This is a genomic window from [Leptolyngbya] sp. PCC 7376, from assembly GCF_000316605.1.
Taxonomy (GTDB): domain Bacteria; phylum Cyanobacteriota; class Cyanobacteriia; order Cyanobacteriales; family MRBY01; genus MRBY01.
This window is the reverse complement of sequence record NC_019683.1, coordinates 2,489,585-2,516,216: the sequence shown is the minus strand read 5'-3', so window position 1 is coordinate 2,516,216 and position 26,632 is coordinate 2,489,585. Positions and strand designations below refer to the sequence as shown.

Below are 26,632 nucleotides of genomic sequence, written 5' to 3'. Positions count from 1 at the left end.
AAAAGCACCGCACTGATTCTTATCTAGTTGAGTATTGGCGTGGAGCTAACGATTTCTGCAACCTCACTATTTGAGTGATGACCATTCGTTTCGGTGGCAATGGCATCGTCTTCTTTCGGGTTTCGTTCTTGAATCATGGCGATCGTCCGATTAACAGTTTCAGGGAAAATCACGACAAGGGAATCCTTTGGTGCATTATCGAGAGCTCCATTGAGCGCCTGCCTTTCGTCGAGGATTATTTCATGGTGACAGTCTGGATTGTGTTGACGAATGCCTTCAATAATTAAATCGGCAACTTCACCACTTTTCCGTCCTCGCTTATCATCGTCTTCTTTAACGATAATTTTGTCGAAAACATCAGCAGCAATCTTACCAAGCAAGATTAAATCTTCATCGCGGCGATCGCCAGGTCCACCCACCACACCAATGCGTTGACCTTCCCAATTTTTGACGAAAGCACCTACAGCTTCATAACCAGCCGGATTATGAGCATAATCCACCAGCGCATGATATTCACCAAGATTAAAAAGATTCATCCGACCTGGAGTTTGTGCTGCAGAAGGCTTAAAGGTGCGTAATCCTTGGCGAATATGTTCAATATCAACCCCCTGAGCAAATGCCGCTAAACAAGCCGCTAATGCATTTGCGATCATAAATGGTGCCATACCACCCATTGTGACAGGAGCATTTTTTACTGACTCGACCCGGAGTTTCCATTCCCCTTCACAGATAGTGATAAACCCATTTTCATAAATGGCCGCTAAACCACCACGACGTACATGTTCGAGGACTAGTGGATTATCCGTTTGCATCGAAAAGTAAGTGACTTTCCCTCGTACCTTTTCTGCCATTGCTGCGACAAGCGGATCATCCGCATTTAAGACAGCATAACCCTCAGGGCTGACCGTTTCCGCTACAACTCCCTTAACCTGAGCCATTTGCTCAATCGTATTGATATCGCCAAGGCCGAGGTGATCGGCGGCTACGTTGAGGACAACACCAATATCACAATTATCAAATGCCAAACCCGCTCTGAGCATGCCACCTCGCGCAGATTCGAGGACAGCTACTTCTACCGTTGGATCTTGCAAAATCATTGCCGCACTCTGAGGCCCAGTATTATCACCACCCTGTGCGAGATAATCACCGATATAAACGCCATCAGTGCTGGTATAGCCGACAACTTTCCCGGTTTGCCGATAAATATGTGCCGTTAAACGAGTTGTGGTGGTTTTACCATTCGTCCCTGTCAACGCAATGATGGGTATACGGCTAGGTGCACCATCTGGGTAGAGCATGTCAATCACAGGCGCTGCTACGTTACGGGGAAGGCCACGACTAGGGGCAACATGCATCCGGAAGCCAGGCGCTGCATTAACTTCAACAATGACACCATCTGTTTCTGGTAGTGGTTTTGTGATGTCTTCAGTGACAACATCGATTCCTGCAATATCCAGACCAATAATTTTCGCTGCACGTTCAAACAGCCAAACATTGTAAGGATGAATATCATCAGTGCGATCAATGGCAATCCCGCCTGTACTGAGGTTTGCTGTAGCTCGAAGGTAGGCGACTTCGCGATCACGCAACACTGTATCCAGAGAAATATCTTGGCTTTCAAGGACTTTGAGTGCTGTTTGATCAACGACAATTCGGGTTAAAACATTATCATGGCCATCACCACGGTTGGGATCGCGGTTTGTTTCTTCAATTAATTCTTCGACTGTCCGCCGACCATCACCAACAACATGGGCTGGAATTCTTTGGGAGACCGCTGTTAATTTGCCATTAATGACAAGGACACGGTGATCACTGCCTTGGTAGTAGCGTTCAATAATAACAGAGTGAGTTTTCGAGGCTTCACTCGCTAGATCGTAGGCAACTTCGGCATCTTTCCAAGTTTTGACATTGATGGTGATACCGCGACCATGGTTGCCATCTAATGGTTTAACGACCACTGGGTAACTGCCAACATCTTCAATAGCATCTTCGAGATCATCGAGGTAACGGATCACAACACCGCGAGGCACGGGGACGCCAGCATCTGCCAAGATGTTTTTTGTCCCTTCTTTATCGCAGGCAAGTTCAACTGCAAGGATGCCAGAGTTGTTGCTGAGAGTAGCTTGGATTCGCTTTTGATAAATGCCATAGCCTAACTGGATCATTGCTCTTGCACTAAGCATTGACCAGGGAATTCCCCGTGCTTCTGCTTCTTTAACAATGGTTTCTGTGCTGGGGCCGAGGGCCGAACTGGCTTTTAGATCTCGGAGGTCTGCGAGATCTTGCTCTAATTCTTCTTGAGGGTAGCGGCCTGTCTCAACAATGGATTGGCAGAGGCGAACGGCAGCACGACCGGCGTAACGACCGGCTTGCTCGTAAATATATTCAAAAACAACGCTGTAGACACCATCATCACCAGTCATGCGAGTGCGACCGAAGCCAACGGGCATTCCTGCTAATTCTTGAAGTTCTAGGGCAACATGCTCGACGATATGACCCATGAATGTGCCTTCACGAACGCGACTGAAAAAGCCACCTCGGCAACCAGGGGAGCAGTAATGTTCGACTAGGCTGGGTAGGGTTTCACTCAGCGCTTCATAAAAACCATCGATCTCATTGGATGGGGTTTCCGCAATTTCTTCAAGATCGAGCCGCATCACAATTAATTTCTGGCGTCGAATGCTCCAATAATTCGGACCTCGAAGGGTTAGGGTTTTAAGGATTTTCATGGTCGGCGTTGGAGGTTGGTTGTGGCTAGAGCAATTCTGGTTCGGGCTTGAACGTCGTGGCGATCGCCCATCTCAAATTAGCTAGAAATTAGTCGATATCTAGAAGCGATAATTTGACGTTTCGGGGGCGATTACGAAGTTGCTAATTATTCTATGACAATTTGTTTGCAGATTATTTGTCGGATAGCCCTCATCATTTAAAGGTTTCCGGACATTACTGGGAGCTTCCGGACATCGGTCGTTGCTTCTGGATGTCATAGCGATCGCCATGGCAAAGAACATGCAAATGGAGACCATGTAAACTCAGAGGTTGGGTTGTCTCCGCACTAGTTTGGTTAGTATGACTCATTTCCCGTGCATCTACGATAGTGACAGTACCGCGGCCGATCACCTCAAGATATCCATCTCGTTCAAACATGGCGCAGGTATCTTCATCAATACCAATGCCTAGACGATCAGGATGTACCGCAATCGTACTGAGCAAGCGGGCCATACGGTTTCGGTTGTGAAAATGCTGATCCACAATGATTTCGGGGATAATGCCGAGGCCCATGGCAAGATCGACTAGGCCACGATTTGGTGACTCGCCACTGCTGCCACCCGCAATCATGTGATGACCCATTACTGCTGCCCCTGCACTCGTCCCTGCAAGGGCAATTTCACCATCATGAACGCGCTGACGAATGCGTTCCATCAATGGAGTATCTGCCAGTAGGCCACATAATCTAAGCTGATCACCGCCTGTCATAAAGACGCCAGTGCAACCTTCCACAAATTCTTGATAATAACGATCTTCCGCGTGGACACGATCACGCACATCGAGTACCTTAACCTTGCTCGCACCCATATCTTCAAAAATCCGTTGGTAGCGATCGCCGATGAGGAGCGGTTCCCGTGAAGCAGAAGGGATAATTGCAATGGCCGCATCAGTCCCACCAGAACGGCGGAAAAAAGACGATAAAATTTCTTTTCCATGTACCTTATCCTCAGCACCACCGATGACGAGAATAGAGCTTTGCGTCGAGATTTGATTAGAAAAGGTGGTTTCTGATGGCATTATGGTTAGTCTTCAGGACAAATAATGATAACAAGACCCAAAGGCTTGGGGAGGGTCAAATGAGATAATGTCTCACATCGTTGCAGGGAGCGAATAGCTATTCCAGTCAGGAATGCTAAGGGATGCGAAATACAGCAAACCCGCAAAAATCCACTCAATTATTACATAGTCCTTGACATTCTCAAATCTCAAAAATATCCAATTTTCATCCCCAAAATTGCGGACAAAAATCTCAATCCTATGGCCATTCAGTTCGATGTAATTACGCTTTTTCCTGACTTTTTTCAGTCCCCACTCCACTCCAGCTTACTCGGCAAAGCATTAGCTAAAGGTATTGCTAAAGTGAGTCTCACTAATCCGCGAGATTTTGCAACGGATAAGCACCATCGTGTTGATGATGAGCCCTATGGTGGCGGCGTTGGGATGTTATTAAAACCGGAGCCATTGTTTGCTGCGGTGGAATCTTTACCAGTGCTACCAAAGCGGGAAGTTATCCTTGTGACTCCCCAAGGGCAACGAATGGATCAATCGTTGCTAGATGAACTGACGACTTATGATCAACTAGTGGTGATTTGTGGCCACTATGAGGGGGTAGATGAACGGGTTCGTCAACATCTAGTAACAAGGGAAATTTCTTTAGGGGATTTTGTCTTAACCTGTGGTGAGATTCCCGCTTTGACGTTAATAAATGGAGTTGTTCGTTTATTACCTGGCACTGTGGGGAAACAGGAGTCGCTTAAGGCTGAGAGTTTCCAGGTGCCGCTGTTAGATTATCCGCAATATACGCGACCCGCAGAATTTCGGGAGTGGTCTGTGCCGGAGGTGCTGCGTTCAGGAAATCATAAAAACATTGCGGATTGGCGGCGGGAACAACAGCTTTTACGGACTCAGGAGCGGCGGCCAGATCTGTATGAGCAGTGGCAACGTCAGGAACAAGGGTCAGAATAGTGGTGCTCAAATCAAGCACATAATTTTATGGATGTAAGTTTATTTCATCGTTTGGCTGGGGCTTGGTTGGGGTATCGGCAGGTGATTGTCCAATGGCCAGAGTTGGAAACGGTAGGGGCGATCGCCGATCAGCTTTGGCAAGAGTTTCTGGTGGCTAGGGATTGGGAGAAAGTCATTCATTCATCTCATAGTTGGCAGCCTTGTCCGTTAGAAAATGCTTTGGCTTTACTGCCAGTATTGCTATTTTTCCATGAGGACCCGAGTTATCTGGGCGATCGCCTTGGACGATGCAACTTGCCTTCAGGACAGCTGGCGATTGTACAGGATTTAGGCCAATGTCTAAGTGACTGTCTGCGGGAAAACATTGTCCCTGATCAATTTAGTGATTTGTTGGAGCGGCGATCGCCAGAGTTTCTTGTTGGAACAGCTTTTTTGGAATCAGCCTATGATCGAAAAGAGTCTTGGCAAGGCTATCAAAAACAATTGACCGCGACGACATTCACTCCCGCTGCAAAGTTATTACTGCGGTTGTATGGCGCCATGATTTGGAGTGGAGGCAACTGTCGGCAAGGCCAAACATTACTGCAACACAGTCAAGCCATTGTACAAGTTTGGGGAAAGGTTCTCTGGGGGGCACTGTGCGGCGATCGCCACTCTAATTATCGTTATAACTTTGGGGAAACTTGTGACTCCTCATTACTCGACGTTATTGCCTTCTGGAGCCGTTGGTCGGGACTTCCAATAAAAAATCGGTTAGAGTTGGAGCAACTTCCTGTGATTGCTAATGCTCAGGGTCTAAAATCTCGTCCGTCATTACAGCTTATTTCCCAACGTCATTTAACCTAAATGCCCACCATCTAGATGTGTTTTAAATCGTCTGTTAACTGTACCTTTCTCCTAGGTGGTTGAGCTCACTTTAAAGACTTTATATGAATTTTTGGTCTAGTTTTAAACATTACTGGCAGAATGCCACCATAGTGCAAACGCCGCGTGCAAATACGGGGCTTAATCAGACACAGCGTAAGCAAGCGACTTACTCTTCTGCGGCGATCGCCGTGCTGACAGTCGTGGCTTGTACTGGCATTATCGGTGAGCGGTTTTATAACCAACCCCAGTTGGCAGTCGATACCATTGCCCCGAGAAAAATTGTTGCACCAATAGATGGTGAATTTGAAGACCCAAAAACGACAGAAGAAAAACGTCAGGAAATCCGCACAGGATCGATTCCCAGTTTAAAGCGCGATATCGATGCGACCAGTGCGATTAAACAAGATATTCGCAATGTTCTGAGTGATATCACTCGTATTCGCAATATTGCTGGGGATTTTCCGTTTATTGAGCTGGAAATTTTATCAATTCCCAGTCAGGTTGGACTACGGCAATTATCAGATGAGCAATGGCAAGAGTTTGTGGCGATCGCCGATCAGCTTACCCAAGAGGAAGTGCCTCCCCTTGGTAGGCTGATGCCCAATGATATTGATATTGCGCCGCCTCTTCGGGAGTTGTACACCTATTCCCAAAATCAAGACCGGGCAACAGCTGAAGTACAACAGCTAATGGCCCGCATTCAAATTGCTCGGGAAAGCTTTCAACAAGCAGAACAAGCTGCAAATGAAGCAGAACAAATCCTCTTCCGCCGCCACCAAAGTTTGTTATTGCGGTTATCGTCAACACAATGGGCTGATGCTCAGACACAGCTCCTGAAAGTTAGTGATCGCATTTTGACCCAGGGGATTCCGAAGGGTATTGCCGATATTCTGCTCAAGGAAACGATTCAGGTGCAGATTGATAATGAGGAGATTGCAAGTCCTTTTGTCGTAGATGTGCTGTCTACCCATTTGCGCCCTAACCTAATTGAAGATAAAGAAGAAACAAAACGACGTTCAGAACAGGCTGCCCTTGCTATTGAGCCGATTACTGTCTCTGTCAGTGCAGGAGATGTAATTGTCGATAGAGGCGAAACGATTGACCAGTCTGCTTTTGTCTTACTTGATGGCTTTGGATTAAGTAACCGTCAGATTAACTGGTGGGGCTTAGTGGGTTATGCCGTGATGGTGAGTGGCAGTGTTGTCCTGATGGTGCTCGTAATCCGCAAAGTACACCGTCCCATGCGTTGCCGCGATCATTTGTTGCTGGCTCTAATTAGTCTGAGTACGCCGCTATTGGTCTTTTTTGATGTCCCCTACAGTAATCTTTCTGCGGTGGGATTACTTACTAGCAGTCTCTACAGTCCGGCGATCGCCTTTACCCAGGTGAGTGTGTTGTCAGGCATTGTCGCTGTGAGCAGCGAAACTCTGCAATGGCAATATCTGGTCACAGGAACTGTTGGTGGTTTAATTGCGGCATTCCTTGGCGGTAGGTTGCGATCGCGGGAGGAACAGGCGACGATGAGTGGTATTGTCGGGATTTCCCAAACCTTAGTCAACTTTTCCTTAAGCCTCATTGCCAGTGCTAGTGCCGGAACATTATGGTATGTTTTCCTCCCGGAGGCTGCCTTATATGGCTTTTCAGGCACCGCTTGGATTGTTGTTGCCTTAGGGATTTCGCCGTATCTTGAACGTCTTTTTGATCTTGTAACACCAATCCGTCTTGCTGAATTATCAAACCCAAATCGCCCATTACTAAAACGCCTTGCCCTAGAAGCTCCTGGTACATTTCAGCACACAATGTTTGTTGCGTCTTTAGCGGAAGCGGCGGCGCGAGAATTATCCTGTAATGTCGAGCTGGTGCGCGCCGGAACTTTGTACCATGACATCGGTAAGATGCATGATCCGCTTGGGTTTATCGAAAATCAGATGGGTGGGCCCAATAAGCATGATGTGATTGATGATCCTTGGAAAAGCACAGAAATTATCCGCAAACATGTCACTGAAGGGATTGTGATGGCTCGCAAATATGGTTTGCCCCAAGCCATTAGGGATTTTATTCCTGAGCACCAAGGGAAGTTATTGATTTCTTATTTTTACTATCAAGCGAAAAATCAATATCAAGCAGAAGGCAAATCGATCGAGATGCTCAATGAGCAAGATTTTCGTTATGTAGGCCCTATCCCCCAATCCCGTGAAACTGGTTTAGTGATGCTTGCAGATGGTTGTGAAGCAGCGCTGCGATCACTGAAGGACGCGACACCAGAACAGGCCATTATTATGGTCAATAAAATTTTCCGGGCGCGTTGGCAGGATGGGCAGCTTGATGATTGTGGTATTCGTCGAGAAGAGTTGTCCTATATCGCTGAAATATTTGTGCGGGTTTGGCAACAGCATAATCACCAACGGATTGCCTATCCGAAAGCTGCTTTAGAGCCTCAGTCAAAGGCATAGAAATCTATTCGCTATTCCGCTATCACAACCTTGAAGCAGAATCAGTTAAGCTTTGTAAAGTGGTTGACTAAAGGGAAAGTATGCAACTGACTTATTTGGATAGTAATAGTTGGCTCATTGAGATGGCTGGCAAGCGGATTTTGCTGGATCCTTGGCTTGTGGGTTCTCTTGTTTTTGGGAATACACCGTGGCTTTTTAAAGGTGATCGCCCCCAAGATCGTGAAGTGCCGGATAATGTTGATCTGATTTTGCTATCTCAAGGGTTAGAGGATCATGCTCATCCTGAAACGCTTAAGGTACTTGATAAATCATTGCCTGTGGTGTGCTCTCCTGGTGGTCAGGCGATCGCCGAAAAATATGGTTATGAGACTATTCATTCTCTAAATCATGGCGAAGTTTTTACGCTCGACACCCTCGAAATTCGAGCAGTAAAAGGTTCCCCTGTTGGTCCCACCACTCTCGAAAATGGCTACATTTTGACGGATTTGACGACGCAGAAAAGTCTTTACTATGAGCCCCATGGCTACCATTCTGAAGAGCTAAAACAATTTGCGCCGATTGATGTGGTCGTCACACCACTGATTAATCTCAAGTTGCCTCTGCTCGGTGCAGTTATTAAAGGTCAAGAAACGGCTCTCAAAGTCTGTGACTGGCTGAAACCTCAGGTCATTTTGCCGACTGCAGCTGGTGGCGATGTGCATTTTGATGGCTTTTTGATGAAATTTCTCAAGCCTGATGGCACAGTGCAGGAATTTGCTGAGATGCTGGCTACACAAAATTCTGGGACTCGTGTGATTGAACCTGAACCGGGTGAGGCGATCGCCGTTCTGAGCGAAGCATAAATAAAGAATCAGAGCCTTTGTAATATCGGTCGCTAAATTTGATATAATCAAGTGTTTGAATTGCCAAGACTGTCATAATCTGAGAATTCACCAAATTTTATGTTCAAAAACCCTTCCCTGAGACAAGAACCCCGTTATGCACCGGCTTCCGTTCTCAATCTAGAACAAAAGACATCTCTGCTGGAGTGGTTAGAGGAAAATAACCGCATCATTTATCGCGAGAAAAAAGAAGAAATCGATGAAATGTCTGATGAGCAGGACATCTCCGAACTCATGGATGACGATGGCTTTGAAGAAGACGATGACGATGACGATGATGACGACGATTAACTGCCTGTTATCACTCTTTTTGTTTTGACTAGACGCGTTATTGTCTGTCACCAGAATGAATTAAAAAATCCCTCCGAATTTTTCTTGAGATAGAAAAGGTTTGGAGGATTTTTATTGGTGTTGTTTCGCATCGAATAGAGTGCTTTTGTTGTTAATCTCGGGGTTCACTAATGATTGGCAAAATTTGTGTTTGATAATAGTCTTTCCAAAGGCGATCGCCCTCAGGATTAAGCTCCTCTAATCCTGTTTTCGCAAGCAAAATTACACCACTACGAAAATCCATCAGATCATAGAGATCTTCATCTAACCAACTTTGCATAATTTTTGGATAGTTATTTAAGTCTTCCCAATCACCATCGAATGCTGGCTGATATTCGATGAGCTGCTGGAAGTCAATGACAATGTAATCGACTGTGTCGATCTGATTTTCGTCATTCAGAATTTGTAGATCTGGTACACGGATAATTTCACGACGGCTAGAGAGCTGAGGCACGATATAACGAGTGGCTGCAACACTCGCATCTTTGGGGATTTGACCCATGATTTGACGGATATTTTGGCTATGTTTCCATTGCTGCGCTGGGGAAACATAAATCCAAGGATCAAAAGAATCTGGAATGGCGAAATAGAGACTGCGGTTCGGGCTAGAAATCGCGGTAAAAAAGATTGATAGGCAAATACAGGTCAACCAAAAACGTCTAAAAAATGGGCTGATGGTTTTAATTGTTCTGGGACGGGACGGGCGAAAAAAGTTTTGGAATGTTTCACCAGACCACCAAAGGATTGTGCCGTAACAAACTCCCGGAACGATCGCCAAAGCATAACGGACATGCAAAGTGAGCACTAAATTTCCTTTTCCTAATAGAAGATTGAGAAGAGGAGCACCAGTAATCACCCAACTACTCGGGGCGATCGCCGGGATGAGAGCATAGGGCAAAAAATGGCCTGCGAGATAACTGATTGTCCGGTCAGTGGGCGTAAATAATTCTTTGAGTAAGACACCTGGATTCGAGAGCATCGCCCAAATGATGTCGACAGTAGAGGCTTCGGGAGCATCGGTAAATTGGCCAAATTGCTCCAACATAAATCGCTTGGAAATATCATCGGAAAATAACGGCATGATAATATTTGTGGCAGCTAACACATAACCGAAACTCACTGCACAAACCGCACTACCAATTAGCGGAAATCGACGGCTAATGAGCATATAAAAACCAACGCCAAACAGGACTAATCCTGCGTCTTCGCGAATGGCTAAAATACAAACTCCCATCGCTGCAAACAGCCACCACCAGCGTTTTTCCATCGCCAACAATAAAGTGAATACAAATAGAGGCAGTTGAAAATTGTCGTTGAAATTTCCCAGTGCAGGGCCGATGATTGCATTCGCACCATAATAGCCAAAGGTGATCCAACGGGCTGGTGCTGGTGGGAGATATTCTCTGGCAAGGATGTATAAAACTAAACCTGCCGCAGCGATCGCCGTAACGAGCAAAACCACCAAAATAAAGGCGTGGGGGAATAGCTTATAAATGGGCAACCACAGCAAAAGTGCTGGCGTAAAATGTTGCCCGAGACGACGGTAACTAACGCTCGGAATCTCTTGGGCATGTACCACATTCGTTGAGAGTTGAGACGAGAGGGTACTTTCAAACCATCTACCATGAGCGCTATTCCACATGACCTGATTGAAAATACCTTGGTCATAGGAGGCATAAAATGTGAAGTAGCGGTTTAGGGCGATCGCCAAACAGAGCGTAAAAAAAATGCCTGCGACAATTAATATTGGCCGCCATTCTTCTTTTTGGAGAGGAGAATGATTTTGACGGACTTGCTCTGTCGTTTGCATGGAGTTGATCGCCACAAATTAACCCTACAAATCTTATCAGAGGGTTGTGGCAAGATCTTGGCGCTGGTGGGGTTGCATCAGGTCTGCGGAGTCAATGCCGAGGGGAATGATGCCACTGGGATTCAGAGGGAAAAGGGAGCTGTAATATTCTTGTTTGATGGTGTCTAGGGGGCAGGTCGCCTTGATCCCGGGTTGTTGGTAAATATCGCGCAGGTAACCCCAAAGATTGGCATAATCGCGGATGCGGTGGCGATCGCACTTGAATAAACCGTGATAAACCAAGTCAAATCGAATTAGGGTAGTAAATAGTCGCACATCGCAGAGCGTCAGGGTTTTACCTAAAAGATAACGGCGATCGCCCAATCGTTTGTCAAGAAAATCCAGGGTTTCAAATAACTCGGTAACGGCTTGATCATAGGCGACTTGACTTGTGGCAAAACCGCAGCGATACACACCATTATTCACGGTGCGATAAATCAAATCATTGAGGCGATCGCCTTCTTCCCGTAATGACTCTGGATATAAATCTCGGTCTGAATACTTTGCCCACTCGTTAAATTGCTCGTTGAGCATCACAATAATTTCTGAGCTTTCATTATTAACAATGGACTGAGTCTCGCAATCCCATAAGGCTGGCACAGAACACCGTCCCGAATAACCTGACTGGCCTAACTGATAGAGTTCTTTCATACTGCCGCAACCGGTCGGGTCATTTTCCAGACGCCATCCACCCACTGACACATCGGCGATCGCCACACTCATTTCAACGCAGTCTTCTAACCCCTTGAGAACGCGGGTCACCATCGTTCGGTGTGCCCAAGGACAAGTTAAGCCCACATATAAGCGATATCGATTTTTTGCTGCTGGAAATGTTTCTGAGCCGATAGTCCCCCGAAATTCACTCTCCACTCGCTGGAAATTGCCTTGGCGATCGCTGGGGGCAAGTTGTGACATCATCGTTTGCCACATGGTTTTCCAGACAAATTGCGCCGTCTGAATTAAAAACTTGGGAGGGATTGCCATACTAAAAAATTGCGATGAATGCTATCTGTGCGTAATTGCTAAAAACGAAAATTATTTATTCCACATCTGCGCCAACTGCTGCGTTTTAAGACCTGACTCAATAGCCTCTAAAACTCTTGTCATACCCGTCGTTTTAATAATTTCAAAAGACCTGTCTGCTTTTTTGCAAGCATCCATTGCTCGTTCTGTCATCGAATGGCTGGCATAGCCGGTGATAATCAAAATCAAATCGTAGTTGTTAACCTGTGCTTCTCCTTGAGTCGATAGTTGTAACCCATCCTGCTCGCTATACCATTGCAATTCGACCTGGGAATTTCTGAGGCGATTCCGTACGGCGGTTTGGAGACGGTCATGTCCCCCAAAAACGAGGACTTTACCGATGAGATTGGCATAAAGTTCAGGTTTGCTATCGGATTTGCGGTGGCGGGATTTCGGTTGAATATTGGGGTGATGTTCAGTACGGGAACGGTTTTCGAGGGCTTTGTTGTAAATGAAATTTAGGGTTTGTTCGTGGGTTCCTCGAAGTCTAGCGACAGGGCCTTCTTCACTATGTTGATTAATTTGAGCAATTAGGGCATCGACCACTTCGTCTAATGCACCTAATTCTTTGAGGTCATCAATGTAACTCCGGACGGCGATCGCCGCATCTGTGGCACTAAAAAAGTCATTTTGTTCATTGACCATTTCCAGCAGATCATCCCGGAGATCTGTTTGCCATTTTTGAACTTTTTCGCGAGCTTTCTCTTCTAAAAGTCTTTCTTCACGGAGAACAAGTTGATTATCGACAATTTCTGATGCTTTTTCTGGTATTTCGGCTATTTCTTTTTTAATATCATCTGCTTTTTCTTGGAGCTGACTAATCATTTCAGCATTTTGATACCCTTCCGCCCGATAGGTACTAATCATTTCCTCCACTTTTTTGAGGAGAGGCTGTAATTTACTTTCGCGCTGCCGCACTATTTCTTGGTATTGCTGATCTCGCTGCTGTTGTAATTTACGTTCTTCTAAGTCTGTTTTTGCCGCAAATAATAGATTTTCGACCGATGCTTCTAAGTTTTCGAGTTCGACATCCATGATTTTTATGAATTTTAGCCTGCCCCTGATCTTAGCGACTTAAGTGATTGTTTGGGGCGATCGCCGCGCAAGGACTTTTTGGGAGAAGGATTGTAGGAATTGGCTGCGTTGATTTTCGGCAAACATCGTTTTTAGAATCTGTCCAAGCTTATCGAGATTAATGCCGTCCGATTGTTGATGGAGGGGTTGCTCTTGGAAATATTGGATGAGGGTTAAGCCTGCAATGTGGGTTAAATAGGCGGCACTGACTCCTTGCACTGCTCCCCCAGCAACATAAGTCACCACGTTAGTTTTGAGGACTCCAGCGATCGCCTGGGTCGAGAGTTCAACGAGGCCGAGTTGGATCATTTGTTTGCCAATGGCTGTGGCGATCGCCTGGGCTTGGGATAAGGTGATTTTTTGTTGATAAATGGCACCGAGATCCACAATCATCTGTCCAGTCACTGCTGCTGTTGCCAACAGATCTAAGGCGGCTACGGGATTCGCAAATGTAGCCCCTGCTGCTAGCCATTGATACTTTTCGATGATGGGGATGGCTTTCTCGCGTCGATGTTTAGTCAGTTGCTGTTTCGCCTGATGTTGGACGAGCCCAGCGGTACGCCAAATGGTTGACCACACCAATTGTTGTTTGAGATCAGCGTTGCTGAGCAAGTTGTTGAGATGGGTTTGAGCCGCAGTTAAATTAGCTTCGGGCTGCTCAAAATATTCTGTTTCGGTTCCATCTGCTTGGATTTTTTTGACTTTAATGTGTTGGGGAGCTGCGGTAATCCCAATGACATCTTGGGCGGCGATCGCCGGGTAAACATGCCTGCGGAGTTGAGTGAGGATCAGTTCGCGCTGTTCTGACTGATATTGATCTTGCTTATTAAATAAAAGAATGATTTTTTGGCGCGCTTGGAGCCAATGTTTGAGCGTATCCCACTGGGATGCCATCAAATCGCCTGTGACGAGAAATAAGACAAAATCTGCTGCAAAAACGTCATTTTGAGCGGCTTGGTCATAACTCTCTAAATCGGTAAATAAAGGTTGAGTTTCGACGAAAGATGTACCGAGTGCGGCTGTCTCTAAATGTTGTTTGAGGCTTGTTTTTCCCGTACCGCGTCCTCCGGCGATCGCCCCAGTGATTTCTGTGCGGTCAAATTGTTGTGGTAGCTCAGTGAGAGTTTGAGTAAACTGTGAAAAATTCTGATCAGGAGCTTCAGCTTGAAGGGCAGTAACCCATTCTTGAGCAAGCTCAATGGAGTTCTCAACGTCTTGTTTTGTGAGGGGATTGCTGAGATCTTCGAAGGCAAGGGTTGGTTTATTTTGTTTCCAGAGCAGCAAACCACCCATGGCGATCGCCCCCCAGAATAACCATTCTCCAAGGTCAAGAACACTCGTTTGGCAGCGACTCAAAACCGCTAAACCCAAGGACAAACCCAGACCGCCAATCAAAATCGGTTTTTGCATTTGCCTACCCATCTGCTTTCTAACAACTGATGTCTATATGCTACTGCGAAACGGTGTAGGGCTTAAGGATGCTAGGTTATCGCTCCAGTTCTTTGAAGAAATATTAAAGAGATGGCTCCAATACGATCTTTTTTAGTTTTGAAAGGACTTGCACAGGGCAGATCTGCATAACTTCCCTCACTGCGAACGATAAGTAGGCACAGGTAAAAATCACAAAATCAAATCAAATCAACAATCATGATGAACCGTTTTGGACTAAGTATCCTTACCCTCGCCAGTGTGGTTGCTCTAGCTCCCACTGCTAATGCTTTCGATATTAAAGGCTGGAACTATTCCGTGGATTCGGATAATGACAGTACCAGCATCAACGGTGTCGGAGGAACCGAGTTTGAAATTTATGGCAGTGCTGTTCAGCAACATGATGGGAAAACTCGATTTGCCGCTCGCACCAAAATGCCTTTAGATGGCGTATTACGAGAAGCGGCAGAAGGTGGTCGTATCAGTTGGGGAGATCTAATTATTAACATTGCTTGTGATGCATTAGATCAAGTAGGGCGTGAGTCTTTGTTTGGAATTCGTTTTGCCGCAAACAATGAGTCTGGAGTTTCCGGGCTTGGCGTTTATGGTGATATTGAGCTAATGGAAAACGCGCAGGGAAATAACAATCACACCGCAAGCCTTGCAGAACACAATGAGTATGTCATTGGCGAAGGAGGCTCACCTCAAACTGGAACCTTACCGATTTCCTATTTTGACGAAAGCACCCACGTGCCGTCATTAATTAAGTCTGGAACTTTTCTTGGTGCTGTAGAGATTATCGAAGATACTAGCAGCTGGGGCTTAGAAGGATTTGACAGATTGGGTGGTCATACAATCGCCCTACAGTGGGATTATAATTTGATTCCAACTCAGCAGGGACAAGAAGTTTGTTATCACCTTACGCCTGAATGTAATAACGATATTCAAGGAGGAACATATACTACTGCTGTACCAACTCCTGCAGCGGTTTTGCCTGTTTTGAGTGGTTTGTTTGCCGCGGCCAAGCGCAAAGGAAAGAAAGAAGCACTTAGCTGATTTTCTGTCGCTAAATTCATTTGTGTTTGCATAAAAAAAGGGCGATCACCGACTTTCGATGATCGCCCTTTTTTGTTTGCTAAAAACTTTTTGAACTGAAACTTTATTCGCCAATAATTTCAGGCTGAGTAAGCTCGTCAGACATTTCAATAATTGCGCGGATGGGGGGCTTCATGAGCGGATCTTCGACGGAATCAAAATCTTCGTAACGACGACGTTTGGCGCGCTTCGCGACTTGGACTGTAATGCGATAACGGTTGGTCGCTGCCTGCATCAGGTTTTCCGAGCGGTGCATAATCTCGGAGGAGTTAAAAGAGCTGCGTTTTTGCATTCTATCTGTTGTGACGAGTACTTTTTGCTTAATATCCCATTATAAACGTTCACTGGGAAAACCCCATTTAATCTTCAATCAGGCGATCGCGGTCAAGGAGCAATAAGTCTCGCAATTGGTTGGTGTCGAGTTCAGTGACCCAGTTTTCGCCAGCATTAACAGTTTGTTCAGCAAGTTCTTTTTTGCTCGCAATCATGGCACTAATTTTTTCTTCGAGAGTGCCTGTTGAAACGAATTTGTGAACCTGAACATTTTTCTTTTGGCCAATGCGAAAAGCTCGGTCTGTGGCTTGATTTTCGACAGCGGGATTCCACCAACGATCCACATGGAAAACGTGATTGGCGCGGGTCAAGTTTAAACCAGTTCCACCTGCTTTGAGAGACAAGATGAAGACATGGGGAGCATTTGGGTCATTCTGGAAGCGATCGCACATTTGTTGGCGGACTTCTCGTTTGGTTGCGCCATAGAGAAATAAAACTTCTTTGCCAAGACGCTCTTCTAGATAGGGTTTGAGGAGTTTCCCCCATTCAGAAAATTGCGTGAAAATTAACGCGCGATCGCCTTCAGTAATGAGCTCTTCCAGCATTTCTTCCAAGCGTTGGAGCTTACCGGAACGCAGTGCAAAATGTTGGGAAAGGGCTGGTTTTTTCTGTAAAAGAGCTGGATGGTTGCAAAGTTGTTTGAGGCGAAGCAATAGGGTCAAAATTAAGCCGCGTCGCTTAATGCCATCAGTTCCTTCAATTTCTTCTAGGGATTGATCGACTAGTTTTTGATAAAGATTTGCTTGATCCTTGGAGAGGCTACAAAAGATTTCCATTTCCTGTTTTTCGGGCAGGTCTTGAATAATCGTTTTATCCGTTTTCAGTCGTCGCAAAATAAATGGTTGCGTTAACTGTCGCAATGAATTTAAGGTTTGGCGATCGCCGTATTTTTCAATGGGAATGGCAAAGCGGCGTTGGAAAAATTGTTGATTGCCGAGAAAGCCTGGGTTCAGAAAATCGAGGATTGACCAGAGTTCTTTTAGACGATTTTCTACGGGTGTACCTGTGAGGGCAATTTTGAAACCCGCATCCAATTCCCGTACGGCTTGGGATTGCTTTGCTTGAGGGTTTTTTATATTCTGCGCTTCGTCAAGAATAATGCCTTGCCACGGCACGCCTGCTAAATCCTTTTTATCGCGGAATACTAACGAATAACTCGTCAAAATCACATTGAATTTTTTCGCTTGGGCCGCAAAAGCTTTCCCTTTTTTGCGGCGATCGCCATGGTGAATAATCGCGCTGAGAGTCGGTGCAAATTTCTGGATTTCCCGCTCCCAATTACTAACCACTGAGGTCGGACAAACTAAAAGGACAGGCTGTTTGAACTTCTTTTCCTCCTTGAGTTTGAGGAGAAAAGCGATAGACTGCATGGTTTTACCTAATCCCATATCATCCGCCAAGCAAGCGCCCAAACCCCACTGCTGCAAGAAATTGAGCCAGCTCATTCCTTTCTGTTGATAAGGCCGGAGTGTGCCTTTAAGATCCTTGGGAACGTCGAGGAGTTCTAAACTTTCGTTGGTGGTGAGGTGGGAAATGAGTTCCTTTAAAATGCCTGATGCATCGAACCCAACCACTGGCAATTTTGCAAACATTTGGCCATCCTCAGAGCTAAATCGCAGGGCATCTTCTACTCGCAATTCCTGAGCATTGGTCTTAAATTTATAAACTTCCTGAGCCGCTCGCACATCCGTTGGTTGTAATGCTAGCCATTGCCCGCCTACTTCGACTAAAGGCGATCGCCGATCTAATAATTGCGCAAATTCTTTTTCTGTAAGGGTTGTATCACCCACAGCTACATTAAGTTGATACTGCAATAAACTTTGCAAATTGAGGCGATCTTCATCCTTAACCTTCGCGGAAATCTTGACCCCAAGTCTTGCTTCCTTTGCCCCAGCTTCCAGTCCTGGCGGCAAAATCACCCCTAAACCTTTATCTTGGAGCTGCCATGCTATGGAACGAATAAACTCATATGCTTGAATCGCATCCAGTTCACAGGCGACGGGTTGAGATGTTTCTAAACTGTCAATAATTGGCGTATAAAAACGCGACGCAAAGCCTAATCCCTTCAGCAAAATTTCTTGGGGTTGAGCTGTATCTGTCCAAATATGTTTAGCGCTAATGACTTCTTCGTCATTACCCAGAGCTTGCAACCCATAATTCAATGACCATGTTTCTTTGCCTTCTTCTGGTGGTACTAATTGAAAACATGTCCGAAATAATGACTGATTCAGTGCAAATTCTGGGGGTTGTACCAAATGCTCCCGCACTGGGAATGTCCAGCTTTCGTAAGCGTGGCGTAATTGTTGAGGCGATCGCCCATCGAGTTCAAAAATTGGTTTAGCTTTAGCGAGGCGATTGGCCCAAGGAAGAGAAACCGCATTTTTCGGGAAATTCTGGAGTGGTTTGGCGTGGGGACGAATCTGAGCATCCACCATCTGCGTCAGAAAACTGAGGAGAATTTTCTCCTTTAAATCTGGTGTGGCACAGATTTCTGGCATGAACTGTAAAAACTGCGCAAATTGCTGCTGCTCTGCCACGCTATCTAGTAGCGGTACCCAGGTTGCGAGATGTTCGCCATTTTCGAGTTCAATCACATGGGGTAAAAACTTTTGGCGAATGAGGAGCGCTAAACTCCAGCGATACACCTGTAAATAAAATTGCAATTCCCCTGCCAATGCATCAGAGCTGAGGGGAAATTGCCCAAGAATTTTGGCGGTTTGTCTAGCATTCAACGCGAAACCCTCAATCTGCCATGTCTCCATGTAGAGGGTGGTTTTACCGGGTAATGTCTCTTGGTTTGACAGTAAAGGGAATGCGGCTTTGGTTTTAGTCGCTTTTTTTGAGGGCAGTGTGAATTCGGTGGTTTGCCATTCAGCAGCCTCTGGTAGCGTGATTTTGTACTCTTCTAGAACAGCTTTTAGGGAAGGGCGATCGCAGGTAAATGGATGGAGTGGCGGTTCAATCTCAGACGAACTGCGCCAAACTTCACCCCACAGGAAAAAGTAAGACTGTTGTCCTTGAGCGATCCAAGTTCCGTGTAAAACTGCCATAGAGTGCAAATTGTCGAAGAAACGGACGCAGTAGGATTTGAACCTACGACCGACCGCTTAGAAGGCGGTTGCTCTATCCACTGAGCTATGCATCCACGCATTTTTAGCAAATAAAAGTATAGCAGATATAGTTTGATGGGAAATTTTAGTCTTGAAATTCCACTAACTTTCTCAATTCACGACATGATGCAAGGCAAAGTGAATTTATTCGCCAAAGAAAATTACTCAGATCTGAGGGCAACAATCGGGTCGAGTCTTGCAGCTTGGCGAGCTGGAAAGACACCAAAAAATAGACCAATACCACCGGATACTCCCACCGCGATGAGAATGGTGTTTGCGGAGATGGGAGCAGCTAAAGGGGTAAAAGTGTTTGTGAGGATAATGCCACCGAGTCCGAGGCTCGTTCCGAATGCGCCGCCAATGGCAGCAAGGATAACCGATTCGATAAGGAACTGAAAGAGGACATCTTCTTGGGTTGCGCCGAGAGCTTTGCGGAGACCGATTTCACTAGTTCTTTCTGTCACAGATACCAACATAATATTCATGATGCCAATGCCGCCAACAAGGAGGGAAATTCCGGCGATCGCCGCGAGCATAGTGGTGAGTGCTCCAGTAATGGTATTGGCGACTGCGAGGAGATCTTGTTGGGATTGCACACTAAAATCATCCTCATCAACAATTTGGTGGCGGAGACGCAGAAGATTTTCGATCTGAAATGTCATGGCGCGAACTCGATCTTCCCGCTCACCAGATACGGAAATAAACGTGACTTCTGTACCAAAGGGCGATGTCCGTCCCACCACTTGATTGGCCATGGTCGTCAGCGGAATATAAACAGCGTTATCGAGGTTCGTGCCAAGAGATGCGCCCTTTTCTTCCATTACGCCGACGATATCGAAAGAGATATTGCGCACACGGATTTTTTGTCCCACTGGATCGACATTTTGAAACATCTCTTCGACAATCTCTGAGCCAACCACAGCAATACGTTTATTGCGTTTAAGATCATCTTCGACGACAAAACGACCCCGACCCAAAATAAATTCCCGCACGTCTGGAAATTCTGGCGTGACACCGACAATCAATGATTCTTTATTGACCCCGCGAAAGCGCACATTACCGCGTCCATTAATCTGAGGGGCAACGCCTGCCACATTTGGCACCTGTTCGGCGATCGCCTTGGCATCTTCCCAAACAAGGGTTTTCGGGAGATCAATGGTGGTGCGTTGGGCAGCTCGGGAGCCAGGGATGATAAATAGGACGTTGGAGCCGAGGGATTCAAATTCTTCGGCGGCAAGTTTTTGAGCGCCTTGCCCCAATCCCACCATCGCAATTACAGAAGCATTGCCGATAATAATGCCCAACATGGTTAGGCCACTGCGCATTTTGTTGGTACGCAAGGTGGCGATCGCCATTTGTAGATGTTCGAGAACGTGTAATCCCATCGGCAAATTTCACTTAAATGTCAGACCTTTCCTAAGGTAATCAAAAAAGCCGTTGGTTGACAGAATTAATGTTGCGTCAAGCTATCGTATTGTTCCTTGGTGATGCGCCCTGTATCGAAAAGTGTTTCCGTAATTTCAGAAATGGTCAACACTGAATAGGCGTTGTAACCCTGAGCTTTAATGCGATCTTTGACGCCACCTTCATGGTCGATGAGTACCACCATATCTTTCACCACAAGACCTGCCGATTCAAGTTTTTGTGCGCCTTCAACGATACTTTTGCCGCTAATTAAAATGTCATCGATCACGGCAATGGTTTCACCCTTTTCAAAATGTCCTTCAATTAATCGCCTTGTGCCGTGGGCTTTAACTTCTTTGCGCGGAAAAATCATTGGTGTTTTTAGTTTTAAAGCCAAGCCCGTTGCTGTCGGCAAAGACCCATAAGGAATCCCTGCAACACGATCAAAATCCAGCTTTTCGACAATCTCAGCATAGGCTTTGAGAACTTCATTAAAAACCTGTGGATTTGAAATGATTTTCCGCAAATCGATGTAATAAGAAAACGTTGCGCCAGAAGCCTGTACATATTCCCCAAACATTAAACAACCTAGATCAAATAGCTGCAAAATGAGCTTTTCTTGGGGGTGACGGTTCGGAAACTTTAGTTCGGTTTTCCAAATATCACAGCTTGCTTGATCAGGAATAAATGGTGTACGAATTGATTCAATTCTCTGGCGTAAATTATCAACCGTTTGAGTGCAATTCTCTTGGCTTAAAAAGTCATTCGGCACCGGAATTAAAAGTCCTGAGCCATTACTATTCAAGCCTGCCTGCAAAATATCTTCGAGAGGATGTTTATCTTGCCAAATACTCCGCGCTAATATCCATCTCTCTGGGGCAATTTTTCTCACCCGCGCAAAGGTTTCTGGGCGATCGCCACCAATTTCGAGAGCTACTTGTTCTGGTGTCCCCCACTGTTTTGTTTCTTTGACTAGGTGAAGATAAAATGGCGTTTCTAGATCGGGGTAGGCTTGAATGCTAAGAGCACCAGGGTTGGAAGTACGGCATTGCAAAAAAACGGCTTTGTCGGGGTAGAGCAAAAATGGGGCGATGTGATCCTGTCCGGGGTATGGACTAAGAGTCACTGCATCGACATTCCAAGTTTTGAAAATTGTCTTTGCGAAAATTGTGCTGGTATTCAGATCTGCTTGTTTTGCATCGAGAATGACGGGTAACTCAGCGGGGATTTTCTCTAAAACTTTGCTCAACAATTCAAATCCTGCCACCCCAAAGGCTTGGTAAAAACCGAGAGTTGGTTTGTAGGCACAAACAAGATTTGATGTTTGCTCAATAATGCCGAGTAACCACTTTTCTAAATCGACCAGCAAATTCCCACTATTAAAAGCTATGGGTAACATTTCGGGATTTGGATCAAGTCCAGCAATCAGAATGGTCTGGTTACGGGTGATCGCCGCCGTGAGCTTATCGTTAAATTGCGAATAATTTAGCTCCAATCTTGAAGATCCTCCCCTTGACGTAGATGGCTATAGGCACGCCCAGAGCTATGAATTTCGCGGGTTGTGGCAAATAATGCTTCTTCCGTTAAGCCCCACTGCTGAAATAGCAATTTCAAATCCTGCTGAATTTCCCGTGCTCCCGGAAAGCCTTTATAACGGATATGCAGTCGCGCTAATTCAACTAAATGATGTTCTGTCGGATTACCTTTCAGAAGCTGATCAATCACGAGGCGATCGCGATTAGCTTGGGGATGAACTTGATCTTGGGGCATAAGATTGCGGATAAATTACTGCGTTAAACCATGCTTGAGTGCATAGCGAACCAATTCGGTACGGCTATTAGTACCTGTCTTACCGAAGAGACGACTGACGTATTTCTCAACGTTACGGACACTGGTTTCAAGCTGCTTGGCAATTTCTTTATTCATTAGACCCTGCGCCACAAGATCCAACACACTTTGTTCACGGGGAGTCAGGTCAATTTTTAGGGGAGGCGGTGTGGTGACCAGTTGATTTTGTTGGCCAAGGAATTGCTTAATCTCTTTTAGATCTTTGGCAATGCCATCAAGATTTGCGTCGCCACCACCCTGACTTTCGGCGATCGCCGCGTCACGGGTCAAAAGATTTTTAACAATCGCTTCTAGTTCTTCCGGCTCAAAAGGCTTCGGTAAATAGGCATCACAGCCGGCTTGATAACCCTGAATGCGATCACTGGTCATGCCTCGTGCTGTTAGGAAAACCACAGGTAAAGTCTTAAAACGAGGATCTTCGCGTAGTTTTTCGAGGAAATCATAACCGCTCATCTGCGGCATCATAATATCTGAAATCACGAGATCCGGTGTAAAAGTTTGGAGCAATTCCAACGCTTTTGTCGCACTTTCCGCCGCCGTCACTGCTAAATTCTCATCATCATCCAAATAGGCTTGTACAGACTCACGTACGCCCGGTTCATCATCTACGAGCAAAATATTGTAGGTTTTATCCATTGCCTCTGCCGAATTTGGGATGAGTTGATTATATCCCTTTCATTTCGGTGGTTCTAGGTGTGGAAAGATGGAGAGAACCGAACCTTTACAGGTATTTGTCTATGGCACATTAAAGCCGGAACACGTTAATTTCGAGCTATTTTGTGCTGGTCTAATTCAGTCAGTAGCCCCTGCTCTGACCAAAGGGCGACTATATCAAATTCCGTTTTATTCGGATAAATATCCCCGTGGCTATCCGGCAATGACGTCGGAAGAGGGTTGGGTGGAAGGATATCTACTTCAATTTAAAAATGTTGGAATTTTAGAGAAATTGGATCGGCTGGAAGGATATAAAGAAGGGCGATCGCCAGAAGAAAACGAATATCAGCGCCAACGCATCCAAATTTTCACCCCAGATAAAACGCCACTCACAAAAGCTTGGGGCTACATCATGACCATTGAACATGTCCAAGAATTACAAGGGACGGCTCTGAATAAAACTGTTTGGTAGTAGACGATCGCCAACAACTTAAACAGGCTGTTTAGGAGACAATCGGCAAAGGCTGAGTCCCTTCTAAAATACTGAGCGCTTCCTCAAAGATTTTCGGGCGGGAGAAGTGATAGCCCTGCCCCAAAGTACAACCGAGATCTTTGAGTATTGCTGCCTGCTCTGCTGTTTCAATACCTTCCGCGATGACACTCATCTCAAGGGCTTTTGCTAGATTAATCATTGCGGCACAGAGACTTGCACTTTTGGGTTTGGTCGCGAGTCCATCCACAAAGGATTTATCGATTTTGATATTATCCAAATGATAATCATTGAGATATTGCAGACTGGAATAGCCCGTCCCAAAATCATCTAATGCTACTAAAAAACCAAGCTTTCGGACATCTTGAATCCACCGTTGGGCAACTTCGCTATCGAATAAACTACGCTCTAAAATTTCCAACTTGATTTGGTGATTTGCGATGCCTAACGCTTTGATTTTTTCGACTAATGCTCGGGTAAATGTCGCCTCTTCAATCTGACGGCTGGCAATATTAATGCTCATAAATAATGGCTGATGATAAGCCGCTTCAAATCGTTTGAGAGCTTTGCCGCTTTCTTCGATTACCCATTCGCCAATAGGCAAGATTAAGGAGGTTGATTCGGCAAGGGCAATGAAGATATCAGGACGAATAAATCCTCGCGAAGGGCTTTGCCAACGGATCAAGGCTTCAAATCCAGCGATCGCCCCAGTCTGTAGATTAACGATGGGCTGATAGTGGAGACAAAATTGCTTTTCGGCGATCGCCACCCGTAGCTCACTTTCCATGCGAATCAGATCAACTGCCTGATCGATGCGACGATTGAGGTCAATAGCCGGCTGCGTTAAACTGTCTTCACTCTTGGGTTCTAGCGGTTTGCCATGCATCCGCCAAGAGGTTTCCGAACGGAAGTAACGCATGACGACGAACAGCAACATCCGTAAGATTGGGTCAGCAGATTCAATGCGAATATTAACTTGCTCTTTTGTGACGATGGTGAGGAGAACGTCGGTCTTGGCAACGGCGGCAGCAGAACGGGTACGACCATCTACAAGGGCAAGCTCACCAAACATGATCCCCTGCTTTAAAACATTGAGGATAACGGGCTTATCATCAATGACTGTCGAGATGGCAACTTCTCCCTCTTCAATAATGTAGGCATAGTCACCAGGGTCACCCTCTTTAAAGATGAATTCCCCCGCTAAAACGCGCCGTCTTTTGAGTCCTTCGTAGTGTCCCTGTGTTTCCATGAAGTGCGATTAATCCAAGCTGGGAAATTAGTTGTGCTCACCGTTGCTATACAGTCTATAACACTCTTTATTCATCACTCTGTGCGTACCATAATCTTTCGATTTTTTTGGCGATCGCCATGAGAGTTGAACGGTCATCAGTCGGACTGGTAATTGTCACATGGCCAAGTTTTCTGCCAGGACTTGCACCAGCTTTGCCATACCAATGGACATGACTATCAGGCATCTGAGTGAGTATTTGCCGTTTATGATCATAATCACTATCACTATGCTCAAAGCCCAGTAGATTTACCATCACTGCTCCCTTCACTAATAGATCTGGGCTCCCTAACGGTAATCCGGCGATCGCCTGAAGTTGCATGGCGAACTGAGAGGTTTGACAAGCATCTAAACTAAAATGCCCAGAATTGTGAGTGCGAGGCGCAATCTCGTTAACTAATACTTCACCAGCGGGCGTTAAAAACAACTCGATGCCCATAATTCCCACTAATCCAAGATTCTCCGCAAGGGTTTGGGCAATATGAATAACTTTGTCTTCTACTGTGTTATTGACGGCTGCGGGGGCAATCGCCCAATGACAAACTTGATGAATCTGTTGCGTTTCAACTACTGGAAACACTCGTATGTCCCCAGAAGCACTGCGGGCAACCATGACTGCCAATTCTTGTTCAAATGGGACAAAGGCCTCTAACAATAAAGGCGTTTGCTCTAATCCAGTCGGGAGAGCCTTTAATTCAGCCTCATTCTTGATTACAAACGTACCTTTGCCATCGTAACCATGACGACGAGCCTTAATAACGAGGGGATATTGCCAACCTTCAGGCAGCCCATCCGTCAGTGACCAAGCTTGGTAGTGAGGTACTAGGATGTTAAATTTTTCACAGCAGCGACGCTGATCATATTTATCGAGTAGCGGCTCTAGAAAAGCTAATGATGGACGAAAATTTGCCCCCTGCGCTGCCAACTTACCCAAGGCTTCCAGATCGACGAATTCATTTTCGAAGGTCACTACCGCACATTCTTCTGAAAGTTTAGCTGTTGCAGTAATGTCCTGTAGATCTGCCAATATTGTTTTATCTGCCCGTGCTACAGCTGGGTCGCTAGCATTCGGAGTTTGCAACCATAGCTCTAGGCCTAATGTCTTCGCTTCTGCACCCATCATCCATGCGAGTTGACCGCCACCGATCACCCCTACTCGCTGTTTCATACTGTCCTGAACCTCTTGCATGTTAAGACTGTCGAACCGAAGTCCCGCATCTATTAAACGGCAAGACATTGGTCCATTTATTAAAAAGATAGATTAGTTTAAAAACTGCTAGAAAGCGTTACGGATTTAGGCTTGGGCGTTAATGCTATTCAGCTGGTGTTCGTAGGTTTTTACCTTACTGTTAAGTTCACGAATTCGACGAGATAGAGCACGGGTAACGTTCACCGCAATTTCTGGGGTTTCCTCAATCGCATCAATAAGTTGGAGTTGGTTGAGGGTAAGACAGTCACATTTTTCGAGGGTTGTGACAGATGCTGAGCGGGGTTCTGCATCAAACAGCGCCATTTCCCCAAAAATGGAGCCTTGTTCGAGCTGAACGAGTTCTTGGTCACCGAGGTGAACTCTAACGCGACCGGACACCACAATGTACAGCGATCGCCCCTCTTCTCCCTGTTCGAAAATAGTGTGGCTGGAGGGAAAGGATAGCTCATCCATCACAGAAGCCAGCTTAACGAGGAACTCATCCCGAAGCTCCTGAAAAATCGAGACCCGGCGAATAAATAATAATCGGTCAAAACTACTTAACATTGCTCATGGCGAGAG

At 45.8% G+C, this 26,632-nt stretch carries 22 protein-coding genes and 1 tRNA gene; 7 read left to right on the top strand and 16 right to left on the bottom strand.

Annotated features, from left to right (window positions below; all coding sequences use genetic code 11):
* Positions 1 to 23: 23 nt before the first annotated feature.
* Both cphA and LEPTO7376_RS11150 read right to left on the bottom strand, forming a co-directional pair.
* Positions 24 to 2,729 carry a cyanophycin synthetase gene (cphA, locus tag LEPTO7376_RS11155; protein ID WP_015134280.1) on the bottom strand — a complete coding sequence of 902 codons (2,706 nt, stop codon included), beginning with the start codon at positions 2,727 to 2,729 and terminating at the stop codon, positions 24 to 26.
* 214 nt (positions 2,730 to 2,943) lie between these two features.
* Positions 2,944 to 3,786 (bottom strand): cyanophycinase, encoded by an 843-nt coding sequence (locus tag LEPTO7376_RS11150; protein ID WP_015134279.1) that lies wholly within the window; start codon positions 3,784 to 3,786, stop codon positions 2,944 to 2,946.
* A gap of 246 nt (positions 3,787 to 4,032) precedes the next feature.
* Here LEPTO7376_RS11150 and trmD point away from each other — a divergent pair, with 246 nt between their 5' ends.
* The 5 genes from trmD (at position 4,033) to LEPTO7376_RS11125 (ending at position 9,226) form a co-directional block, all read left to right on the top strand.
* Positions 4,033 to 4,734, top strand: a complete 702-nt coding sequence (gene trmD / locus LEPTO7376_RS11145; RefSeq protein ID WP_041765487.1) for a tRNA (guanosine(37)-N1)-methyltransferase TrmD — start codon at positions 4,033 to 4,035, stop codon at positions 4,732 to 4,734.
* 27 nt (positions 4,735 to 4,761) lie between these two features.
* Positions 4,762 to 5,580, top strand: coding sequence for a hypothetical protein (locus LEPTO7376_RS11140; protein ID WP_015134277.1), 819 nt, complete (start codon positions 4,762 to 4,764; stop codon positions 5,578 to 5,580).
* Between the two features lie 83 nt (positions 5,581 to 5,663).
* Complete coding sequence (locus LEPTO7376_RS11135; protein WP_015134276.1) at positions 5,664 to 8,054, top strand: HD family phosphohydrolase; 2,391 nt, start codon at positions 5,664 to 5,666, stop codon at positions 8,052 to 8,054.
* Between the two features lie 80 nt (positions 8,055 to 8,134).
* Positions 8,135 to 8,896, top strand: coding sequence for an MBL fold metallo-hydrolase (locus LEPTO7376_RS11130; RefSeq protein WP_015134275.1), 762 nt, complete (start codon positions 8,135 to 8,137; stop codon positions 8,894 to 8,896).
* A 99-nt stretch (positions 8,897 to 8,995) separates the two neighbouring features.
* On the top strand, positions 8,996 to 9,226 hold the full coding sequence (locus LEPTO7376_RS11125) for a DUF3134 domain-containing protein (protein WP_015134274.1): 231 nt from the start codon (positions 8,996 to 8,998) through the stop codon (positions 9,224 to 9,226).
* Positions 9,227 to 9,377: 151 nt separating this feature from the next.
* On the opposite strand, the gene LEPTO7376_RS11120 is transcribed toward LEPTO7376_RS11125, so the two are convergent.
* The 4 genes from LEPTO7376_RS11120 to LEPTO7376_RS11105 are packed head-to-tail and all read right to left on the bottom strand — an operon-like array spanning position 9,378 to position 14,621.
* Positions 9,378 to 11,075: a DUF2079 domain-containing protein gene (locus LEPTO7376_RS11120; protein WP_015134273.1), complete on the bottom strand. Its 1,698-nt coding sequence runs from the start codon at positions 11,073 to 11,075 to the stop codon at positions 9,378 to 9,380.
* Positions 11,076 to 11,111: 36 nt separating this feature from the next.
* The gene (locus tag LEPTO7376_RS11115) at positions 11,112 to 12,098 is read right to left on the bottom strand and encodes a glutathione S-transferase family protein (RefSeq protein WP_015134272.1); all 987 of its coding nucleotides are present in this window, start codon (positions 12,096 to 12,098) and stop codon (positions 11,112 to 11,114) included.
* Between the two features lie 51 nt (positions 12,099 to 12,149).
* Complete coding sequence (locus LEPTO7376_RS11110) at positions 12,150 to 13,172, bottom strand: DUF2325 domain-containing protein (RefSeq protein ID WP_015134271.1); 1,023 nt, start codon at positions 13,170 to 13,172, stop codon at positions 12,150 to 12,152.
* A 39-nt stretch (positions 13,173 to 13,211) separates the two neighbouring features.
* On the bottom strand, positions 13,212 to 14,621 hold the full coding sequence (locus LEPTO7376_RS11105) for a DUF697 domain-containing protein (protein WP_015134270.1): 1,410 nt from the start codon (positions 14,619 to 14,621) through the stop codon (positions 13,212 to 13,214).
* A 237-nt stretch (positions 14,622 to 14,858) separates the two neighbouring features.
* Between LEPTO7376_RS11105 and LEPTO7376_RS11100 the strand changes: the two genes are divergently transcribed.
* Positions 14,859 to 15,695, top strand: a complete 837-nt coding sequence (locus tag LEPTO7376_RS11100; RefSeq protein ID WP_015134269.1) for a PTPA-CTERM sorting domain-containing protein — start codon at positions 14,859 to 14,861, stop codon at positions 15,693 to 15,695.
* A gap of 103 nt (positions 15,696 to 15,798) precedes the next feature.
* Here LEPTO7376_RS11100 and LEPTO7376_RS11095 read toward each other — a convergent pair whose 3' ends face one another.
* From LEPTO7376_RS11095 to LEPTO7376_RS11065, 7 genes are all read right to left on the bottom strand, one after another.
* Positions 15,799 to 16,026, bottom strand: a complete 228-nt coding sequence (locus LEPTO7376_RS11095) for a DNA-directed RNA polymerase subunit omega (RefSeq protein ID WP_015134268.1) — start codon at positions 16,024 to 16,026, stop codon at positions 15,799 to 15,801.
* A 67-nt stretch (positions 16,027 to 16,093) separates the two neighbouring features.
* Positions 16,094 to 19,117 (bottom strand): DEAD/DEAH box helicase, encoded by a 3,024-nt coding sequence (locus LEPTO7376_RS11090; RefSeq protein WP_015134267.1) that lies wholly within the window; start codon positions 19,115 to 19,117, stop codon positions 16,094 to 16,096.
* 22 nt (positions 19,118 to 19,139) lie between these two features.
* Positions 19,140 to 19,212: transfer RNA gene (locus LEPTO7376_RS11085), tRNA-Arg, on the bottom strand.
* A 126-nt stretch (positions 19,213 to 19,338) separates the two neighbouring features.
* The gene (locus LEPTO7376_RS11080) at positions 19,339 to 20,562 is read right to left on the bottom strand and encodes an ABC transporter permease (RefSeq protein WP_015134266.1); all 1,224 of its coding nucleotides are present in this window, start codon (positions 20,560 to 20,562) and stop codon (positions 19,339 to 19,341) included.
* A gap of 65 nt (positions 20,563 to 20,627) precedes the next feature.
* On the bottom strand, positions 20,628 to 22,076 hold the full coding sequence (locus LEPTO7376_RS11075) for a bifunctional orotidine-5'-phosphate decarboxylase/orotate phosphoribosyltransferase (RefSeq protein ID WP_015134265.1): 1,449 nt from the start codon (positions 22,074 to 22,076) through the stop codon (positions 20,628 to 20,630).
* Entirely contained in the window at positions 22,067 to 22,351 is a 285-nt protein-coding gene (locus LEPTO7376_RS11070; protein WP_015134264.1) for a DUF3288 family protein, read from the bottom strand. The genes LEPTO7376_RS11075 and LEPTO7376_RS11070 overlap by 10 nt, the downstream gene beginning before the upstream one ends.
* 15 nt (positions 22,352 to 22,366) lie before the next feature.
* On the bottom strand, positions 22,367 to 23,065 hold the full coding sequence (locus tag LEPTO7376_RS11065) for a response regulator transcription factor (protein WP_015134263.1): 699 nt from the start codon (positions 23,063 to 23,065) through the stop codon (positions 22,367 to 22,369).
* Between the two features lie 67 nt (positions 23,066 to 23,132).
* On the opposite strand from LEPTO7376_RS11065, the gene LEPTO7376_RS11060 reads away from it, so the two are divergent.
* On the top strand, positions 23,133 to 23,555 hold the full coding sequence (locus tag LEPTO7376_RS11060; protein WP_015134262.1) for a gamma-glutamylcyclotransferase: 423 nt from the start codon (positions 23,133 to 23,135) through the stop codon (positions 23,553 to 23,555).
* A gap of 31 nt (positions 23,556 to 23,586) precedes the next feature.
* On the opposite strand, the gene LEPTO7376_RS11055 is transcribed toward LEPTO7376_RS11060, so the two are convergent.
* The 3 genes from LEPTO7376_RS11055 to LEPTO7376_RS11045 all read right to left on the bottom strand — a co-directional run bounded on the left by LEPTO7376_RS11055 (position 23,587) and on the right by LEPTO7376_RS11045 (position 26,617).
* The gene (locus LEPTO7376_RS11055) at positions 23,587 to 24,822 is read right to left on the bottom strand and encodes an EAL domain-containing protein (protein ID WP_015134261.1); all 1,236 of its coding nucleotides are present in this window, start codon (positions 24,820 to 24,822) and stop codon (positions 23,587 to 23,589) included.
* Between the two features lie 67 nt (positions 24,823 to 24,889).
* Positions 24,890 to 26,050, bottom strand: coding sequence for a 5-(carboxyamino)imidazole ribonucleotide synthase (locus LEPTO7376_RS11050; RefSeq protein ID WP_041763494.1), 1,161 nt, complete (start codon positions 26,048 to 26,050; stop codon positions 24,890 to 24,892).
* A 105-nt stretch (positions 26,051 to 26,155) separates the two neighbouring features.
* The gene (locus LEPTO7376_RS11045) at positions 26,156 to 26,617 is read right to left on the bottom strand and encodes a cyclic nucleotide-binding domain-containing protein (protein WP_015134259.1); all 462 of its coding nucleotides are present in this window, start codon (positions 26,615 to 26,617) and stop codon (positions 26,156 to 26,158) included.
* Positions 26,618 to 26,632 lie beyond the last annotated feature (15 nt).

Bases quoted from the DNA above. Each gene is read 5' to 3' on its own strand.
- LEPTO7376_RS11130 (WP_015134275.1), top strand. From the start codon at position 8,135: ATGCAACTGACTTATTTGGATAGTAATAGTTGGCTCATTGAGATGGCT.
- LEPTO7376_RS11060 (WP_015134262.1), top strand. From the start codon at position 23,133: ATGGAGAGAACCGAACCTTTACAGGTATTTGTCTATGGCACATTAAAG.
- LEPTO7376_RS11120 (WP_015134273.1), bottom strand. From the start codon at position 11,075: ATGCAAACGACAGAGCAAGTCCGTCAAAATCATTCTCCTCTCCAAAAA.
- LEPTO7376_RS11115 (WP_015134272.1), bottom strand. From the start codon at position 12,098: ATGGCAATCCCTCCCAAGTTTTTAATTCAGACGGCGCAATTTGTCTGG.
- LEPTO7376_RS11135 (WP_015134276.1), top strand. From the start codon at position 5,664: ATGAATTTTTGGTCTAGTTTTAAACATTACTGGCAGAATGCCACCATA.
- LEPTO7376_RS11045 (WP_015134259.1), bottom strand. From the start codon at position 26,617: ATGTTAAGTAGTTTTGACCGATTATTATTTATTCGCCGGGTCTCGATT.
- LEPTO7376_RS11080 (WP_015134266.1), bottom strand. From the start codon at position 20,562: ATGGGATTACACGTTCTCGAACATCTACAAATGGCGATCGCCACCTTG.
- LEPTO7376_RS11050 (WP_041763494.1), bottom strand. From the start codon at position 26,050: ATGCAAGAGGTTCAGGACAGTATGAAACAGCGAGTAGGGGTGATCGGT.
- LEPTO7376_RS11095 (WP_015134268.1), bottom strand. From the start codon at position 16,026: ATGCAAAAACGCAGCTCTTTTAACTCCTCCGAGATTATGCACCGCTCG.
- LEPTO7376_RS11065 (WP_015134263.1), bottom strand. From the start codon at position 23,065: ATGGATAAAACCTACAATATTTTGCTCGTAGATGATGAACCGGGCGTA.
- LEPTO7376_RS11100 (WP_015134269.1), top strand. From the start codon at position 14,859: ATGATGAACCGTTTTGGACTAAGTATCCTTACCCTCGCCAGTGTGGTT.
- LEPTO7376_RS11140 (WP_015134277.1), top strand. From the start codon at position 4,762: ATGGATGTAAGTTTATTTCATCGTTTGGCTGGGGCTTGGTTGGGGTAT.
- cphA (WP_015134280.1), bottom strand. From the start codon at position 2,729: ATGAAAATCCTTAAAACCCTAACCCTTCGAGGTCCGAATTATTGGAGC.
- LEPTO7376_RS11110 (WP_015134271.1), bottom strand. From the start codon at position 13,172: ATGGATGTCGAACTCGAAAACTTAGAAGCATCGGTCGAAAATCTATTA.
- LEPTO7376_RS11055 (WP_015134261.1), bottom strand. From the start codon at position 24,822: ATGGAAACACAGGGACACTACGAAGGACTCAAAAGACGGCGCGTTTTA.
- LEPTO7376_RS11150 (WP_015134279.1), bottom strand. From the start codon at position 3,786: ATGCCATCAGAAACCACCTTTTCTAATCAAATCTCGACGCAAAGCTCT.
- LEPTO7376_RS11070 (WP_015134264.1), bottom strand. From the start codon at position 22,351: ATGCCCCAAGATCAAGTTCATCCCCAAGCTAATCGCGATCGCCTCGTG.
- LEPTO7376_RS11125 (WP_015134274.1), top strand. From the start codon at position 8,996: ATGTTCAAAAACCCTTCCCTGAGACAAGAACCCCGTTATGCACCGGCT.
- LEPTO7376_RS11090 (WP_015134267.1), bottom strand. From the start codon at position 19,117: ATGGCAGTTTTACACGGAACTTGGATCGCTCAAGGACAACAGTCTTAC.
- LEPTO7376_RS11105 (WP_015134270.1), bottom strand. From the start codon at position 14,621: ATGCAAAAACCGATTTTGATTGGCGGTCTGGGTTTGTCCTTGGGTTTA.